This window comes from Campylobacter concisus, from assembly GCF_902460625.1.
Lineage (GTDB): Bacteria > Campylobacterota > Campylobacteria > Campylobacterales > Campylobacteraceae > Campylobacter_A > Campylobacter_A concisus_AD.
This window is the reverse complement of the sequence record NZ_CABPUT010000003.1, coordinates 30,432-47,520: the sequence shown is the minus strand read 5'-3', so window position 1 is coordinate 47,520 and position 17,089 is coordinate 30,432. Positions and strand designations below refer to the sequence as shown.

20 protein-coding genes are annotated in these 17,089 nt (G+C 36.8%); 6 read left to right on the top strand and 14 right to left on the bottom strand.

Features of this window, described 5'->3' with window-relative positions:
• The first annotated feature begins 276 nt into the window (after positions 1–276).
• Together F3G69_RS02430 and F3G69_RS02425 are read left to right on the top strand one after the other, a co-directional pair.
• Complete coding sequence (locus tag F3G69_RS02430; RefSeq protein ID WP_223155861.1) at positions 277–1,542, top strand: McrB family protein; 1,266 nt, start codon at positions 277–279, stop codon at positions 1,540–1,542.
• Complete coding sequence (locus F3G69_RS02425) at positions 1,514–2,707, top strand: McrC family protein (RefSeq protein ID WP_149714300.1); 1,194 nt, start codon at positions 1,514–1,516, stop codon at positions 2,705–2,707. The genes F3G69_RS02430 and F3G69_RS02425 overlap by 29 nt, the downstream gene beginning before the upstream one ends.
• Before the next feature lie 17 nt (positions 2,708–2,724).
• Here F3G69_RS02425 and F3G69_RS02420 read toward each other — a convergent pair whose 3' ends face one another.
• The 14 genes from F3G69_RS02420 to F3G69_RS02355 all read right to left on the bottom strand — a co-directional run bounded on the left by F3G69_RS02420 (position 2,725) and on the right by F3G69_RS02355 (position 14,202).
• Positions 2,725–3,780 carry a glycoside hydrolase family 3 N-terminal domain-containing protein gene (locus tag F3G69_RS02420; protein WP_149714299.1) on the bottom strand — a complete coding sequence of 352 codons (1,056 nt, stop codon included), beginning with the start codon at positions 3,778–3,780 and terminating at the stop codon, positions 2,725–2,727.
• The gene (locus F3G69_RS02415; RefSeq protein ID WP_103602706.1) at positions 3,777–4,667 is read right to left on the bottom strand and encodes an NAD(P)H-dependent glycerol-3-phosphate dehydrogenase; all 891 of its coding nucleotides are present in this window, start codon (positions 4,665–4,667) and stop codon (positions 3,777–3,779) included. The genes F3G69_RS02420 and F3G69_RS02415 overlap by 4 nt, the downstream gene beginning before the upstream one ends.
• Before the next feature lie 12 nt (positions 4,668–4,679).
• Entirely contained in the window at positions 4,680–6,101 is a 1,422-nt protein-coding gene (gene gatB / locus F3G69_RS02410; protein WP_149714298.1) for an Asp-tRNA(Asn)/Glu-tRNA(Gln) amidotransferase subunit GatB, read from the bottom strand.
• Positions 6,102–6,264: 163 nt separating this feature from the next.
• Positions 6,265–6,948 carry a F0F1 ATP synthase subunit A gene (locus F3G69_RS02405; protein WP_149714297.1) on the bottom strand — a complete coding sequence of 228 codons (684 nt, stop codon included), beginning with the start codon at positions 6,946–6,948 and terminating at the stop codon, positions 6,265–6,267.
• Between the two features lie 65 nt (positions 6,949–7,013).
• The gene (locus F3G69_RS02400) at positions 7,014–7,775 is read right to left on the bottom strand and encodes a TSUP family transporter (protein WP_084041069.1); all 762 of its coding nucleotides are present in this window, start codon (positions 7,773–7,775) and stop codon (positions 7,014–7,016) included.
• Positions 7,776–7,929: 154 nt separating this feature from the next.
• Complete coding sequence (locus F3G69_RS02395) at positions 7,930–8,466, bottom strand: superoxide dismutase family protein (RefSeq protein WP_103577477.1); 537 nt, start codon at positions 8,464–8,466, stop codon at positions 7,930–7,932.
• A gap of 66 nt (positions 8,467–8,532) precedes the next feature.
• Entirely contained in the window at positions 8,533–9,300 is a 768-nt protein-coding gene (locus F3G69_RS02390) for a TIGR02757 family protein (RefSeq protein WP_149714296.1), read from the bottom strand.
• Positions 9,297–11,168 (bottom strand): flagellar hook-associated protein FlgK, encoded by a 1,872-nt coding sequence (gene flgK, locus F3G69_RS02385; RefSeq protein WP_084107861.1) that lies wholly within the window; start codon positions 11,166–11,168, stop codon positions 9,297–9,299. The genes F3G69_RS02390 and flgK overlap by 4 nt, the downstream gene beginning before the upstream one ends.
• A 3-nt stretch (positions 11,169–11,171) precedes the next feature.
• On the bottom strand, positions 11,172–11,603 hold the full coding sequence (gene flgN, locus F3G69_RS02380) for a flagellar export chaperone FlgN (protein ID WP_072594306.1): 432 nt from the start codon (positions 11,601–11,603) through the stop codon (positions 11,172–11,174).
• Between the two features lie 13 nt (positions 11,604–11,616).
• Positions 11,617–11,820, bottom strand: coding sequence for a flagellar biosynthesis anti-sigma factor FlgM (locus tag F3G69_RS02375; protein WP_188115322.1), 204 nt, complete (start codon positions 11,818–11,820; stop codon positions 11,617–11,619).
• 58 nt (positions 11,821–11,878) lie between these two features.
• Positions 11,879–12,178, bottom strand: coding sequence for a rod-binding protein (locus F3G69_RS02370; RefSeq protein WP_021091392.1), 300 nt, complete (start codon positions 12,176–12,178; stop codon positions 11,879–11,881).
• Positions 12,178–13,230, bottom strand: a complete 1,053-nt coding sequence (locus F3G69_RS02365; protein WP_054196706.1) for a flagellar basal body P-ring protein FlgI — start codon at positions 13,228–13,230, stop codon at positions 12,178–12,180. Before F3G69_RS02365 ends, F3G69_RS02370 begins: the two co-directional genes overlap by 1 nt.
• Before the next feature lie 64 nt (positions 13,231–13,294).
• Positions 13,295–13,861, bottom strand: a complete 567-nt coding sequence (rsmD, locus tag F3G69_RS02360) for a 16S rRNA (guanine(966)-N(2))-methyltransferase RsmD (protein WP_107696344.1) — start codon at positions 13,859–13,861, stop codon at positions 13,295–13,297.
• The gene (locus F3G69_RS02355) at positions 13,858–14,202 is read right to left on the bottom strand and encodes an ornithine carbamoyltransferase (protein ID WP_084041075.1); all 345 of its coding nucleotides are present in this window, start codon (positions 14,200–14,202) and stop codon (positions 13,858–13,860) included. The genes rsmD and F3G69_RS02355 overlap by 4 nt, the downstream gene beginning before the upstream one ends.
• Positions 14,203–14,322: 120 nt before the next feature.
• Between F3G69_RS02355 and flaG the strand changes: the two genes are divergently transcribed.
• Genes flaG through F3G69_RS02335 form a run of 4 tightly spaced genes read left to right on the top strand, consistent with a single transcriptional unit; the run spans position 14,323 to position 17,082 of the window.
• Entirely contained in the window at positions 14,323–14,718 is a 396-nt protein-coding gene (gene flaG, locus F3G69_RS02350; RefSeq protein ID WP_072594311.1) for a flagella length regulator FlaG, read from the top strand.
• Positions 14,719–14,720: 2 nt separating this feature from the next.
• Positions 14,721–16,481: a flagellar filament capping protein FliD gene (gene fliD / locus F3G69_RS02345; RefSeq protein ID WP_103600852.1), complete on the top strand. Its 1,761-nt coding sequence runs from the start codon at positions 14,721–14,723 to the stop codon at positions 16,479–16,481.
• A gap of 9 nt (positions 16,482–16,490) precedes the next feature.
• Positions 16,491–16,862 (top strand): flagellar export chaperone FliS, encoded by a 372-nt coding sequence (gene fliS, locus F3G69_RS02340; RefSeq protein ID WP_072594313.1) that lies wholly within the window; start codon positions 16,491–16,493, stop codon positions 16,860–16,862.
• Entirely contained in the window at positions 16,855–17,082 is a 228-nt protein-coding gene (locus F3G69_RS02335) for a hypothetical protein (RefSeq protein ID WP_087577120.1), read from the top strand. The genes fliS and F3G69_RS02335 overlap by 8 nt, the downstream gene beginning before the upstream one ends.
• Positions 17,083–17,089: the final 7 nt, after the last annotated feature.

The following is a 17,089-nucleotide window of genomic DNA, read 5'->3' as shown; positions in this document are numbered from 1 at the left end:
GATAATATAAATAATGAAGAAAAAAGGCAAAAAGATAAAATATATGAGTTTTTAGAAACCGAATGCAAAAAGATACATATATCTGGCTTCAAACTTGATAAACTTGCATGGGAAAAGTATATATACTTTACCATAGAAAATATATATACTTTTACAACTCTTGACTACACAAGCTTACTAAAAGCACTAACAAATGTATATAGGTTGGCATATGAGAAATTTTATAAAAATACGGAAAGCAATCAACAAAACAATAGTGATAATGAAGGATATAAAATGACCGACAATGACAAAAAATTAACTTATCCACTTAATCAAATTTTATACGGCCCTCCAGGAACAGGAAAAACATATAACGTTGTTCGTAAAGCACTAGAAATCATAGAAGGCAATGCGTCAGATGATATGTCTAAATTTAAAAGGTATATTGAAAGCGGACAAATAAAATTCGTAACATTTCATCAAAGCTATGGATATGAGGAATTTGTTGAGGGTATAAAACCTATTTTTAACCAAGATAAGGGATTAGAATACAAAATAACAAATGGAGTTTTTAAAGATATTTGCAAAAATGTAATTTTTAATGTAGGAGATATGATAGAAGGATATACAATCTCTTATGTTGGAAGTGAACTCATAAAACTAAAGAAAAAAAATATAGAAGGAGAAATTCCTGTCCCAATCTATTTAATAGAAGAATTAGTAAGATTATTAAAAAATGGGTCTATTACAATAGAAGATATTAAAAATAGAAGTGCAGCAGAAAAAAATCCAGAAATACTCGAAAAATATATAGTAAATGGTTATACAAATTTGTTCACGTATTTAGTTGAATACTATATGGAAAAATCAAGCATAAAAACAAAAAAACGAGTATTAATCATCGACGAGATCAACCGCGGGAATATCTCTAAAATTTTTGGTGAGCTCATAACTCTAATAGAGCCGTCAAAAAGGCTAGGGGCAGATGACGAGATAATGGTCGAGCTGCCATACTCAAAAGAGAAATTTGGAGTGCCGTCAAATTTATACATAATAGGCACGATGAATACGGCGGATCGAAGTATAGCCCTCATGGATACGGCACTTAGAAGAAGGTTTGAATTTATGGAAATGATGCCAGAATACAATAATCTAAAAGAAGTTGCTGGCATAGATATCGGACAAATGCTAAAAACAATAAACGAACGCATAGAGTATCTTTACGACAGAGACCACACGATAGGACATGCTTATTTTATAAATGTGTCAGACATGGAAACGCTTGCAAATGTCTTTAAAAACAAAATTTTACCGCTACTGCAAGAGTATTTTTATGACGATTGGGAAAAGATAAGGCTAGTGCTAGGAGATAATCAGAAAAACGAAGACCTTCAGTTTGTTAAAATCAAGAGAAATATGGCAGCAGAAAGACTATTTAGAGGAAAAATCGACTATATAGACGATAAGATTTTATACGAGATAAATAGTGAAGCCTTTAACAATCCGCAAAGCTACATAGAAATTTATAAAAATGCAACAAAGTCAGATAACGCTAACTGAGTTTGAGCGTATATATCAGCACGATATATGCAAAAAAGACTTTGGCGATATAGAAAATTTTATCCTTAAAAATAGCGATGAAAATGCGCCTTTTTTAAGGATAGCAAGCGGGGTTGGCGGGAAATTTATACAAGCTAGAAACTATGTCGGAGTTTTACAGACAAAAAGTGGCTTAACGATAGAAATTTTGCCAAAAATAGCAGACAAAAACGACGCCGAAAGATCAAAAGCAGTTTTTATAAAAATGCTAAGAACGCTAAAAAATTTCCCATTTAAAAGCTCAAATTTAGCCAGTTTAAAAACACAAAATTTACCGCTTTTGGAAATTTTCATATCTATGTTTTTATGTGAGCTTGAAGCTCTTGTAAAAAAGGGGATAAAAAGCGACTATGTGGCGCTAGAGGAGAACCTAAATTTCCTAAAAGGAAAGCTTAATATAAACGAGCAGATTAAAAGAAATAGCATCCACAAAGAGCGGTTTTACGTAGGATACAGCGAATTTTTAAGCGATATAAAGATAAATAGGATCATAAAAACAACTCTTAAATTTCTATACAAAAAGTCAAATTCTAGTAAAAATCAGCAAAAAATACGCGAGCTTTTGTTCATATTTGATGAGGTTTGGGAGTGTGAGGATTATAAAAATTTCTTTGCAAAGCTTGTCATAAACCGCCAAGTAAAGCACTACGAGCAAACTCTTTTATGGTGCAAGATCTTTTTGCTTGGCAACTCATTTACACCGCACAATGGCGATGATCTAGCCCTTGCCTTGCTATTTGATATGAATGCACTCTTTGAAAGCTATGTTGGAAATTTTATAAAGAAAAGCTTTCCAGGTACAATATTACAACACTCAGAAAAACACCTCATTGAAGAGCCAAAAAGCTTCAAACTAAGACCTGATATATTTTTAAAAGGCAAATTTATAGCCGACACAAAATGGAAAATCATAAGCTCAAGAGATGATATCTCACAAGCCGACTTATATCAGCTATATGCTTACGGCAAAAAGCATCCGTGCGACGGCGAGCTACACCTCATCTATCCAAAAATAGATGACATAAGACAAAAAACTATGAAATTTAGATACGACGATGAAATGCTGCTTGAAATTTTATATTTTGATCTTGAAAAAGACGAAAATAACACAATTTTACTAGCGTAACTTTCTAAAAGCCAAATTTAAAGCTTCGCTTTAAGAGCCATTATCCTCTTGTATGAAGCGTCTATTCGCTCTTTGCTGATCTTTTTCTCATTTACAGCATCGATTATGATCTGAGTTATTAGATCGGCCGTTCTTTGGTTGTTTATCTTAAACTCGCTAAAGAGCAAGATGTCGCCACCAGCGTTTATAAATTTCACCACCTTTTGTGCTAAAGCTTCGTCACCAACGCCTTTCATCAGCATATCATCGCTAATGACTACGCCATTAAATTTAAGCTCATTTCGCAAAAGATCGGTTATTATTTTTTTAGAAAGTGTGGCTGGGTTGTCCTCATCGATGCCTTTTACAAAAAGGTGTCCGACCATGATGATCTGCGCTCTACCAGTGCTTATGGCGTCTTTGTATGGCAGTAGCGCGTCTTTACTTAGCATGACCTCGCTCTTATTTTTATGTGAGTCCTCTTTTGAGCTACCATGCCCTGGGAAGTGCTTAAGTGTCGTTAGGATGCCCTGCTCTTTAAATGCGTCCATAAAAGCATCAGCGTAGATCACCACCTTGCTCGCATACTCGCTAAACGCCCTTTGCTTAGCGGCGATGATCGGTGAGTTTTCATCGTGTAGATCAACCACTGGGGCAAAATTTAAATTTATGCCGCACTCTTTTAAATTTATAGCCATTTTTGAGTAGAAATCGTATGCACTTTTGATATCAAGCGTGCTTGCGACCTCGTATGCGCTAGGATATGGACCATCAAAGCTCTTATCTTTCATACGGCTAACATTACCGCCCTCTTCGTCGATAGCGATGAAAATTTTAGGACTTTTCTCTTTGATCGCCTTTATGCTAGCTTTTAGCTGGGCTTTGCTAGTGACATTTCTGCCAAGTAGCATCACACCGCCAAATCTCTCATACCCAGCGTCGCTTAACATCGCGCGAAACGCAGCGTCTTTTGTGCTAGCTCCGTTAAAGCCAACCATTATCATCTGTGAGACCTTGGCTCTTAGGCTCACTTCAGCGCCATTTAGCCCCAGGGCAAAAATAGCCACAAAAAGTATAAATTTAAAAGTTCTCATCTTCTTCCCAAAAGCGATTTTACGCTCTCAAAAACATCTTTGCCATTTAGCATGTTTTCGACCTCGCTTGCGATTGGCACATATATGCCCTTTTCTTTAGCGATCTTGCTAATGGCCCTTGCAGTATCGACACCCTCAGCCACCTCGCCAAGCTCATTTAAAATTTTCTCTAGCCTCTCGTGCCTTGCGATGCCTAGACCTACGCGGTAGTTGCGCGAGAGTATCGACGAAGCGGTTAAGAAAAGATCTCCTGCGCCACTTAGCCCCATAAATGTCTCATCTTTTGCACCAAAAAATTTGCCAAATCTAGCCATCTCGACAAGCCCACGTGAAATGAGGCTAGCCCTTGCGTTGTTACCAAGACCAAGACCGTCGCAGATACCGCCAGCTATGGCGATCACGTTTTTATACGCCCCGCACACCTCAGCGCCGATCACATCATCAGAAGTGTATGCTTTCATATAGCTTGGGAAAAATGAGGCAAATTTTAAAGCTAAATTTTCATTTTTAGAATTTACCACCAAGGCACAAGGCAGCTTTTGCATAATCTCTTTTGCAAAGGTCGGCCCTGAGAGAAAGGCCAAATTTTCTCTATCAACAAAGTCTTCATAAATTTCATTTAAAAATTTAAGATTTGCCGTGTCTATGCCTTTGCTGGCGACTAGGATCTTTTGACCTTTGTTTTTGTAGTTTTGCTTTAACCATAAATTTGTAGCTTGCGTTGGGATCGTGCAGACTAGATATTCGCACTCCAAAGCTTCATCCAAGCTTACAAAATTTGGCATCTCTCTTGGCGTTCTTGAGCTGATGACGCACTCGTTATTTTCACTAAATGCGTGAAAAAGCGCACTGCCCCACTTGCCAGCTCCGATGACTGCTATGCTCATTTTAGCCCTTTTTTAGCCTATTTTGGCCTTTAAAAGCTCATTGACCTTGCCTGGGTTAAACGCACCCTTGCCCTCTTTCATCACCTGACCGACAAAGAAGCCAAACATCTTATCTTTGCCGTTTTTATACTCTTCGACTTTGTCGGCGTTTGCAGCTAAAATTTGATCTATGATCGCGATGATCGCTGAGTCGTCGCTCACTTGTTTTAAGCCAAGCTTTTCAATAACGCTATCAACGTCCGCGTCATTTTCCATTAGGTAGTCTAGCACCTCTTTTGCAGCCTTGCCGCTTATCGTGCCATCTTCTATGCGTTTTAGTAAATTTATCATCTTAGCGCTACCAACCGGGCTTGTCTCGATCGTTACGCCGTTATTTAAGCGGCCAAGAAGCTCGACTATTAGCCATGTAGTAGCAAGCTTTGGCTGAATTCCAGCGGCGATCAGCTCTTCAAAATATCTAGCCATCTCAACGCTTTGAGTTAAATTTAGCGCATCGCTCTCTTTTACGCCTAGCTCACTAACATATCTTGCGACCTTTTGCTCGGCAAGCTCTGGTATCTTTATCGCTTCGTTATACATCTCTTCTGGCACTTCAACAGGGAGCAAGTCAGGGTCAGGAAAATACCTATACTCCGCGCTATCCTCTTTACCACGCATCGATCTTGTCACTAAATTTGTCGTGTCAAACAGCCTTGTCTCTTGATAGACTTCTTGGTCGTATTTGCCATCTTCCCAAGCTGCACTTTGGCGCTCCACCTCGTAATCGATCGCTTTTTGGATAAATTTAAATGAGTTTAGATTTTTTATCTCAACCCTTGTATAAAGCTTGGTATCGCCTTTTGGACGAATAGAGACGTTTGCGTCGCAGCGGAAGCTTCCCTCTTGCATATTTGCATCACTGATATTTAAAAAGCGAAGGATTGAGTGCAATTTTTTAAGATAAGCCACCGCCTCATCACTGCTTCTAAGATCTGGCTCACTAACTATCTCAAGAAGTGGCGTGCCGGCTCTGTTTAGATCAACCAAACTCTCGGTTTCTTCATGGATGTTCTTTCCAGCGTCCTCTTCAAGGTGTGCTCTTGTTACGCCGATGCGTTTTTTAGTACCATTTACGTCGATTATTAGCTCGCCACCTTCTACGATAGGAATCTCAAACTGTGAAATTTGATATGCCTTTGGAAGGTCTGGGTAGAAGTAGTTTTTTCTATTAAAGACTGATTTTTTATTTATCTTAGCGTTTATCGCCGTACCAAAGCTGATCGCTTTTTTGACAGCTTCTTTGTTTAGCACAGGTAGCGCTCCAGGAAGTGCTAGGCAGGTTGGGCAAACGTGAGTATTTGCCTCGTCACCGAAGCTAGTTGAGCAAGAGCAGAAAATTTTAGTTTTTGTATTAAGCTGAGTGTGAACTTCTAAACCGATAACGACTTCGAACATATTTTTACCTTTGAATTTATGCAAATTTTTAAGGCGTATTTTAGCGATACTTTCTTTTAAAATATCTAAAAATGAGCGTTTTGACTGGAAAATAAAGAAGGTGATTTAAAAATTTAAATAGTTTTAAAAAGAAAAAAGCCATATAAAAATATGGCTTTAAATTTTAATGCTCGTGCTCACTAATAGCAACAGCACCAGCTAGATAAACGTAAGTTAGCATCATGAAAATAAATGTTTGCAAAACAGCCATAAGCGTTAGAAGTGCGAAAGCTGGAAGCGGAGCAAACCAAGGTGCAAGTGTAAGCATCGCTAGCAAGAATAGATCATCACCCTTGATATTACCAAAAAGACGAAATGATAGCGAAACTACACGTGAAAGATGCGAGATGACTTCAACTGGAAACATAATAGGAGCTAGAAATTTATTCGGCCCCATAAAGTGTCCAAAGTATTTAAAAAATCCATTTTCTCTAATGCCCTCAAAGTTGTAATAAACAAATACAACTAAAGCCAAAACTAGAGTTAAATTTAGACTTGAAGTTGGTGACTCAAATCCAGGAATAATACCTACAACATTTGAAAAAAATACGATAAAACCGATAGTTGCAACAAGTGGAAGATATTTCCTAGCTAGTTTTTCACTGCCTAAAGTATCTCTTCCCATCGATATAACGCCCTCCAAATAAGCTTCAACTATATTTTGAAGACCCCTTGGCACAAGCTGCATCTTACTCCTTGTTATATAAGCAACTATGATAACAATCAAAGCTACAAGCAGAAAGTGAAACGCATAGATAAAGGCGTGGGAGCTATTTAGGAAATTTGAAAATAGAAACAAATCTTTCATTAATTTACCTTGGATTTAGAATTTTGCGTGATTGTAACAAAATTATTGTTAAAACATTTTTAATTTTAAACTCTGAAATAATCGAAAATCAATTTACAAATAGTCACTGCAACTACCACTAAAAACATTGTTCTAATAAATTTTACCTCTTTTTTAATGACAAGATTTGATCCAAAATATGCGCCTAAAATTTGACCAACTGCCATCAAAAGTCCAACAGCCCAAAGCATCTGCCCACCAGCTATAAAAATGCCAAGAGCAACGATATTGCTAGTAAAATTTAAGAGTTTTGTATGAGCGACAGCCTTTTTTAAATTTAGTCCAATTAATGCCACTATCGCAAATGTCCAAAAAGAGCCTGTTCCTGGACCAAAAAAACCATCATAAAAGCCAAGTATTAGCCCAAAAACTACATAAAATAGCTTTTCATTCATCTTTGCAGCTCTATCATTTTCACCGACTTTTGGCATAAAAAGCGTATAGATAAAAATAGCAATCAGCAAAAATGGGATAATTATCTTTAAAAAATTTGTATTTAAAAATAGGATAACCACTGCTCCAATGATAGCTCCAATGAAAGTAAAAACGATACCTACAAAGCACTCTTTATAATTAATTAATCCCCGTTTTGTGAAATTTAGAGTCGCCGTAAAGCTACCAAAGACACCTTGAAGCTTATTTGTGCCAAGTGCAAGATGTGGTGGTACGCCCATCGCCATAATAGCTGGAAGCGTTATAAGCCCACCTCCACCAGCGATAGAATCGATAAAACCACCTAAAAACGCAGCTACAAAAAAAACGACATAACTAAGTAGATCAAATTCCATTTTTTGCTCTTTTGATAATTGAAATAAAAGCAGATTGTATTTTATTTGTACTTATCTTTTTGTAAAATTTTTATATTTGTAATGAGAGATTTTTAAAATTTATAAATTTTAACGAGCCTTTAGATCTAGCTCAAAGACTCGTTTATTAAAGTGATTACTTAATAACGCCACAAAGCATTCTAGCACCGCCACCGCCAAGTGCTTTTGGATTGTCGCTGTGATTATCGCCACCAACATGAACCATTAGTGAGTGACCTTTTAGCTCGTCAAGATTTTTTATCTTTGGGGCTAGCACTGGATAGTTCGCATTGCCCTCAGCATCTACGTAAAGTGCTGGCAAATCGCCTTTGTGGCCCTTGTCGTCCCATGCAAAAGAGTGCATCTTTGTGCCAGCTGGATCCCAGTGACCGCCTGCTTTCATACCAAGACCTTTTTCAGTCGCACCACAGTCAGCATTTTCATGGATGTGAAAGCCGTGTAGTCCTGCAGTAAGTCCTTTTAAATTTGGAAAAAATGCAACGCCGTAGTTTGTCTTAACAGCTACTACTTCGCCGACACTCTTATCGCCCTTCTCGCTTAGCTCATTAACAGGTATAACTAGATGCTCTCCAGCTTTTGCATCAAAGTGATGACCTTCGTGAGCAAAAAGCAAAGTTCCTAAAACTGCACTTAGTAAAACGATTTTTTTCATACAAGCTCCTTATGGATAAAATTGTACGGAAAGTCTACCCTAAATTTAAAAATTTAGCAATAATTTTTATTTTTTGATATTTTTTACGATAGTTTCTAGCTCTTTACTCTGCCCTATTCTATAAAGAGCAAAGTCGTATTTTATCGGGTCTAGCTCGTCAAATTCTCTAAGCTTTTTTGTAAGATCCATGACTGCTTTGAAATCGTAACTCTTTCTGTTTATAAGTCCTAAATTTAAAGAAACTCTATGCGTATGAACATCAAGCGGCATCAAAAGCCTATCTTTTGGTAAATTTTTAAATAGTCCAAGGTCGATGTCGCTATCTCGCACCATCCAGCGAAGATACATATTATAGCGCTTATATGGGCTTTGTGGCTCTTTATCAAAACTCTTACCAAAGAAAAACTCATATCCGTCAGAGCGGTAAGAATTTAGCTTATATATAAATTTGATAAGTTCATTTATGCCATCTATCATTTCGCTATTTTTTGCTAGACCTTGGCGTAAAATTTCTTCTATCTCACCCTCCTTTTTAAGGCGTGAGAGAGTGATAAAAATTTCTCTTACATCGTTTTCATTTTGAAAGCGGTATTTGAAATTTGATAAATTTTTCTTGATATTTTGCTCGCTCTCATCAAGCAAACCAAAATCAAGTAAATCTAGAAATTTCACTATCATTTTTGCGTTACCATAAGCAAATAACGCACAAATGAGCGCTATGTTTGGCTCTTTAAATTTAGTGGCTACCTGAAGTGGATCTGGGGCTTCAAACAGCCCCAAATTTGTATTTTTGCTAAGTACGTGCGAGTCTAAAAGGCTCTTTAGCTCGCTCATTGTTTTAATGAAAGAAGCGTGTCAAGCATCTGATCAACTGTCGTGATGATCTTTGCTGCTGCGCCGTAACTTGCTTGAAAGCGGATTAAGTTTGTAAGCTCTTCGTTGGTATCTACGCCACTTGTTGATTGAAATTCCTCTTCAGCTGTCTTTTGCAAAGATGTATTTGTATCGTGGATCGTATTATTCGCCTCTGTATCACTCGCCATGTCAGTCGTAAGATAGCGATAATATCCCTCAATCGTCTCATCTCTATCAAGCGCTATACCACTTGAGTAAAAGGTCTGCTTTTGATACTGAAGCTGGATCATCTTATTTGCAACTTCATTATTTCCAATAACTGGCTTTGAGTAGGCACGAAGCTTTGTGTGGTCTTGGGTAAAATTTTGATTTATGCCGATACTATTTGAGTCAGTACCTGAAAAAAATCTATTTATGCCAACAGCGCCTGGAAAATTTGTACCGTGATCGACTATTGATATGCTATAAAGCCCTTGAGCTTGTTTTGGAATGAGAGAAAATGTGCCTTTTTTAGTATTTTTATCATAAAAATATGACGCCTCAAAAAAGTCATCAACGTCATTTAGCATATTATTGTCTTTATTGTCATCTGAGTTTGAGTTAAAGTCTTTGACGATAGAGTTGCCATATCTTGTATCATTCATCGTCGTCGTGCCATTTACATTTATAGTTTTTCTGGCCACGACATTGCCTTTGTTATCATAAACAATAGCTTCAAAACTTCCGTTTCTTATACTATTATCATGATTCATCAATGTCTTATCGCCTTCTAAATAACTTATCGGATCTGAGTTAGAAATTTCAACTGCGGATTCGGCATAGATATTATTTGTACTTGTTATTAAGGTTTTACTAAATGTATTTAGATTATCAATGTATTTTTGGATCGTTCCGTCGCTAAATTTATCATTATCTGGCTCGTAGTTTCGACCCCTAAGATCAAGTGCGGCTCCTATTTTACCGCCTGTAATCTTTTCCTCCATTGGGATTCTTCTGCCATCTTCTCTTTCATAATAAATTTTTGTATATCGTCCACTTTCAGTTGAACTCATAGAAATTTCATGAAAATTTACACCATCAACGATACTTACACCACCAATGTTTAGATTGTAGTATTTTCCTTGATCTGTTATTCCTGTATCTACCCTAGAATTGCTCTTTAGATCACTTTTATAAACTGCTGTATTTACCAGCTTTGACATAGCGAGCTCAAGCTCATCACGTTTATCACGAAGATCATTTGCATTTATTTTTATACCAGCGTCTGCGCCTGATTCTATTCTTTGGATTTGCTTATTAATATTTGCTATTTGCCTGCCTAACGAATTTATCTCATTTATATTTATTTTTATCGTTTCATCAATCTTTTCATGCATATCATAAAGCATCTTTGATGAGCGGTTAATGCTTGCAGTCAATACACTTGCTTTATTTATCAAATTTACTTTCTGAGCACCTGCATTAGGATTTGAAGCAAAGTTATTCCACGCGGAAAAATACTCCTGAATATCCTTCACCATTCCATTATCTTTTAGATCAGGAAAATATTTTGTAGCTTCTTGCAAAATTCTTTGTTTATAGGCTGTATTTTCTAAATTTGACGATGAGTATTTTAGTCTTGAGTAGGCAAACTCATCATGAAGCCTTGTTATAGTATCTACTTGTGTGCCTGTGCCAACTCCACCAGGTACTGTATTCATCGCTGGAGATGCGGATTGGACAACACGCTGCCTTGTATAGTAGTTGCTATCAGCGTTTGCGATATTATTTCCGGTTGTACTTATTTGAAGCTGGGCCGCATTTAGTCCTGAAACACCCGTGCCTAATGACATAAAGATATTAGCCATTTTTTAAACCCTTGATTTATAAAAATTATTATCTATGCTATTTCCATCTTGGCCGTATTCACTTGTTTTAGTTCCAAAAATTTTTTCATTAAGTGAGTCAAAAAATTCTTTAACAGCAACAACATGTCTTGCATATTCTTTATTGACTTTATGTAAATTTTCAAGCTTTGAACGCATAAGTACAAGCTTTGACTTCACTTCATCGTCTAAAACACTAGCAAGTGTAGTCGTACCGCTCTCTTTTGATACCTTTAAAAGCTCTTTATCTAGTGCTCTTTTGGTATCTTCAAATGCACGAACTAAGGCATTTTTTTTCTTTACACTCTCATCAACACTTGAGTGCTTAGCCTCTTTTATATTTGCGATATCTTGTATAGTTAAATTTATAAGCTCATCAAGCTCGCCTATAGCCTCGTCCAAAAGCTTTTTTATCATTTAAAGTCCTTAATTACAGCAACGCATCAGCCATAGCCCTAGCCGTTTTTGAGATATCAACCTGATAAGTGCCATTTGCTATGGCATCAGCTATCTCTTTTAGCTTTGCGTTTTCGTTTGTTCTTACTTCTTTACTCTGAGTTTCGACCTTGGCATCGCTATTTTTATTTAGCGTATTTGCCTGGAAATTTGGTCTTTGATTCAAAGGCCTTATCATATTCATACCTCTTAAAATAAAATATTTATATCACTACATCGGCAGAATATAAATTTACTTAAGAGTCTCTCTTTAAAAAATCGTACAAAAGTTCTGAAAAACCAAGATTTCCACTCAATGCTTTACTCATTGCATCGTTATACATTGACCTATAGATATCGCTACCAGCAGCTTTTGGATATAGCGAGTTGTGCTCATCTTCTTTTAAAGCAATATCAAGCACAGCCTTTACCATATATGCCTCAAACGCATCAGTTTGCTCTTTTAAAAGTGCATCTTGTTTAGCATTTGCATTTTTTATCTTATTTGCCGAAATTTCATTGTATGAATTTAGTGCTAATGTGTTATCTATTTGCATTATATTATCTCCAAATCAACTTGTATCGCACCAACTCGCTTTAAATTTTCAAGTATCGATATGATATCACTTGGTGTTGCCCCAAGCTTATTTAAAGCTCTTGTTACATTTGCAACGGTTGTTTTTTCGCCTGAAATTTTAAGTAAATTTTGACTAGGTGCGACAGATGTATCGCTTCCTATATTTACATCATTTTGTGCTGCTTCATCGTAGCTATTTGGCTCTATTTTTATTGTGATTGCACCATGCGTTAAGACAACTGGGCTAACTACGGCATTTATGCCACTTACTATCGTGCCAGTTCTCTCATCAACCACTATCTTCTCATCTGGCTTATACTCCACATCAAGATCAAGCACAGCACTTGCAAGCTCGATAATACTAACATCATCTGGCTTTTTAACGATAACCGTTCTTGGATCGATCGCCTTTGCGGCATCATCAGAGATATTTGCATTTATAGCATTTTGGATATCAAGAGCAGTTTTAAAATTTGTATCTTTTAGGCTTAGTCTTATGCTATCTTGATTGTAAATGTCATAAGTTACTTCTCGCTCAACCAAAGCTCCATTTAGGATAGAGCCAACGGTTGGGTGGTTGCCACCTGATCTACCCATGCTTTTTCCGCCGATGCTTAAAGCACCCTGAGCCAAAGCGTAAATATCACCATCAACGCCTTTTAGTGGTGTCATGAGAAGAGTACCACCTTGCAAACTTTTTGCATCGCCAATAGATGAGATCACGACATCAAGCTTATCACCATGCCTTGCAAATGCAGGAAGCTTAGCTGTTACCATAACAGCAGCTGCGTTTTTTGACTTGATATCATCTGGATTTATCTTGACATTTACACCTTGAAGCATGTTTGATAAAGACTGGATCGTAAATTTTGATGTTGAGCCATCACCTGTGCCGTTTAGTCCGACAACTAGACCATAGCCTATTAGCTGGTTATCCCTTACGCCAACGATGTTTGCAAGCTCTTTTATCTGCGTAGCAAAGGCTGAAGTAGCTATCACTGAAGCTGCTACAAAAGATAAAAATTTTTTCATATTTTTTCCTAAAATTTAGCTATTTTAGGTTTTTAAAGCAAAAGATGTTCCAAATTTTTATAAATTATTGGAAGTAAGAGAGCGAAGTAGCTCCAAATTTTTTAAATTTTACAAGCTTATATGTAGAAATTTCATCGCTAAATTTAAAGTCGCTGTTATGCTCAAAAACTATCATATAAATTTTCTCTTTTTTTAGCTGTGAGATTAAATTTACAAGCTTTTCGTAGATATCATCAAAGCCGGCTCTTATGTCAAATGGCGGATCAAGATAGAGCAAAACCTTGCCATTTTGCGAATTTACAAGATCTGGCAAAAGCGCAAAACTATCGCCATTTATCGCTTTTAAATTTGGACTTTGCAGGCTTGCAAGGTTGCTTTGCGTGATCTTAAAAGCAGCCCTATCTTTCTCGATAGCGATAGCCTCGCGCGCTCCGTTGCTAACAGCCTCACTTGCCATCACGCCGCTTCCACCAAAGCCCTCTATAAATGTAAGCGAGTAAATTTCATCTCTAATGACGTTAAAAAAAGACTCTTTTACGATGCTTTTTGTGCTTCTAGTCGTGCTTAGGCTTGGCAGCTCAAGCCTTTTGCCTTTAAATTTACCACTTGAGATTTTAGTGTAAAGCTTCACTGATTTGCCCTTAAAATTTCTAGCAGGTCGGCTTTAAATTTATCTATTAAAAGTGAAATCTTCTCTTCTAAGCCCTTTTCATTTTTAGCTTCATTTAGCTCATTTGCTTTTGAAATTTGCATAGCTGAGTAAAATTCTTCAAGCGTATCAAGAAGTGTTGTCTTGGTAAAAGGATGAGAAAGATGAGCATTTTTACCTATTATAAATAGTGGTTTTTTTGTCGCGATCTCGCGGTCACTCACTACAAAATCACAATCCTTATGATGAGCAGCTAAATTTCCACAAAAAAGCAGTAGTGTCTTTTGAAGTAAAATACACTCGCACTCAAATGAAATTTTCATATCTCTTCCTATAAATTTTTGCTCGATTTTAGCCTAAATAATCAAAAATTTGTATAAACACTAAAGGATTTTAAAATTTTACCGATGTAGAAGCTAACGTAAGTTTTAAGGAGTAAAACTATGGAAATCTTTAAGGCAGCAGCAAATCAGGTACTAGATACGAGCATGAGCACATCCGCTCAGCGTCAAATAGATAGCAGACCTATCGAGCATTCTGATGTTAAATTAAGTGCTGATAAAAATAACGAAACAAAAGACATTAACGAGCTAGACGGACTTAGCAACGAAGAGCTTGCCAAAAGAACAAGAGAGGTCACTGACAGACTAAACTATCAAATGCAGCAGCTCGATACCAATGTAAGGTTTGCTTACAATGAGAAGCTAAATTTAATGGTTGTGCAAGTAAAAGATGCTAAAACTGGCGAAGAGATAACACAACTTCCAAGTAAAGAAGCTATAAGAATAAGCGAGTATTTCAAAGAAAGTATCGGAATACTTTTTGACAAGGAGAGTTAAAAATGGCAGTAGGTAACGTAACAAATTTAGGCATCGGTACAAAAAATAGCGGGCTAAATGATGATCTTATCAAGAAATTAAAAGAAGCAGATGAAGCAGGACAGATCAAGCCTTTAACAAAAAGGCTAGAGAGAAATGACCTAAAGCAAAAAGACCTTGCAGCGCTAAAAACTCTAGTTAGCAACGTAAACGTAAGTGGCAAAACACTTGGCGGAGAGGCACTTTATCTAAAAAGAACTACAAACAATGCTGGCAAAAGCGTAACAGCCTCAGCAGCAAATGGCGTTAACGTGCAAAATTTTAGTATCGATGTGCAAAAACTTGCTCAAAAAGATACATTTCAAAGCTCAAATTTCAAAAATGCTTCAAACTTAGTAGGTGCTACAAATAACGGCTCTTTTGACGTTGAAATCGATGGACAAAAATTTTCTATTAGCGTAACTAGATCAACCACATATCAAGATATTGTAGACAAGATAAATGATATTAGTCGTGGTAAATTGCAAGCTAGAATTTTAAATGTTGGCGGAGATAAGCCAAATCAAATTATGCTTCAATCAGGTAACACTGGTGCTACGCAGACTATTAAATTTTCAAATGATACGGCTGGTGTTTTAGATAAGCTTGGCTGGGATAGTACGCAGTTTCAGGACAAAGATGCAAATGGCACTCTACTAACAAATCCTGATGGCACACCAAAGATGACATCAAATTTTGAAAAAAATAGAATTTTAAAGGCACAAGATGCCGAATTTACATATAACGGAGTAAATGTAAAAAGAAGCAAAAATACCTTTAACGACTTAAGACCGGGAATTTCTATTACATTAAATGAAACTGGTAAAACAAACGTAAGCGTCTCTCAGGATACGAAAGAGGTAATCAAAGCGGTTGAAGAATTTATCAAAGACTACAACCTAATGACCATGAACCTTGGTATAGCTACAAAATATGACGAGGAAAAAGGAGCTGGCACTTTCCAAGGCGTTAGCGAAATTTCAAGCTTAAGATCAAACATTGGTCGTCTTGTAAATGGACAAGATAGCGAAGGCAAAGCATTAAGCAAATATGGCATAGTGCCTGATAAAGACGGACAACTTCAGCTTGATCTAAATAAACTAAATGCGGCTCTTAGCAAAGATCCTGAAGAGATTCAGAAATTTTTCATGGGATCAAGTAAGATCGAGCCAATAAGCTATATGGGTGCATCGACTGTTAGCGCTGGAGCACTAGACATAAAAGCTGGTGATCTTACGATAAACGGCAAGTCAGTTACATTCTCAACTACTGCCACAGCCACAGCCGAAGAGAACGCACTAAAACTTCAACAAGCTATAAATGACGCTGGCATAACTGGAGTTACAGCTAGTCTTGATAAAAGTGGCAAAAGAATCGTCTTAAAAAGAAGCGATGGCGAAAATATCGAGGTAAAAGGCAAAAATTCAGCCTTAACAGCTCTAGGTATGAATGAAGCTACTATAAATCCAGTAACCAAAAAGACAGATGGGCTATTTACAAAGCTAGCTAAAATGCTTGATGGTGTCGTTGGTAAAAGTGGTACGATGGTTGCTATGCAAAATCAGTTAAAAGATGAAAATGAGTCGATCACAAAAAACAAAGAGAGCACACAAAAGCTTTTAGATGAGAAATATACAACGATGCAAGAGCGCTTTATCAAGTATAACGCTATCATCGCAAGCTTAGAAAATCAGTTCTCAACACTAAAATCAATGATCGATGCAGAGATAAATAGCAGAAAATAAGAGAGAAAGATGAATCAAAGTGCATATAGTGCATACGCACAGTCTAGTTTTGGGGGCATTGAGTCCCCAACTAAATTAATAGAAATGCTTTATGACGGAATTTTAAAATTTATATTTCGTACAAAAAAGGCGATAGAAGCTGGAGATATAGAGAAAAAAGTTTATTATATTAATAGAACAAACGCTATTTTTGTTGAGCTTTTAAATTCGCTTGATTATTCTCAAGGCGACGTAGCTCACTATCTTAGCGGTCTCTACACAAGACAGATGCAGCTTCTTGCTATGGCAAATATACAAAACGATGTCGCAGCTTTAAATGAAGTAACAAATGTCGTCAAGCAACTATCTGAAGCATGGAGAGAGGTAACATCAGGTGAATAGTTGGATCAATGAGTTTAAATTAGCATTGATAAACGAAGACACGAGCAAGATAGCTGCTTTATCAGAAAATTTTAGTGAAGATATGTTTACAAATCTAGCTTTGGCACAAGAAGCACAAGCACTAATTGGCGGTGCAATAGAGCTTTTAAAAAGTAAGTCTTCGCACATCCAAAATGAGCTTATAAAGCTACAAAAAGCTCAAAAATACGTAACAAACTAATCAATTT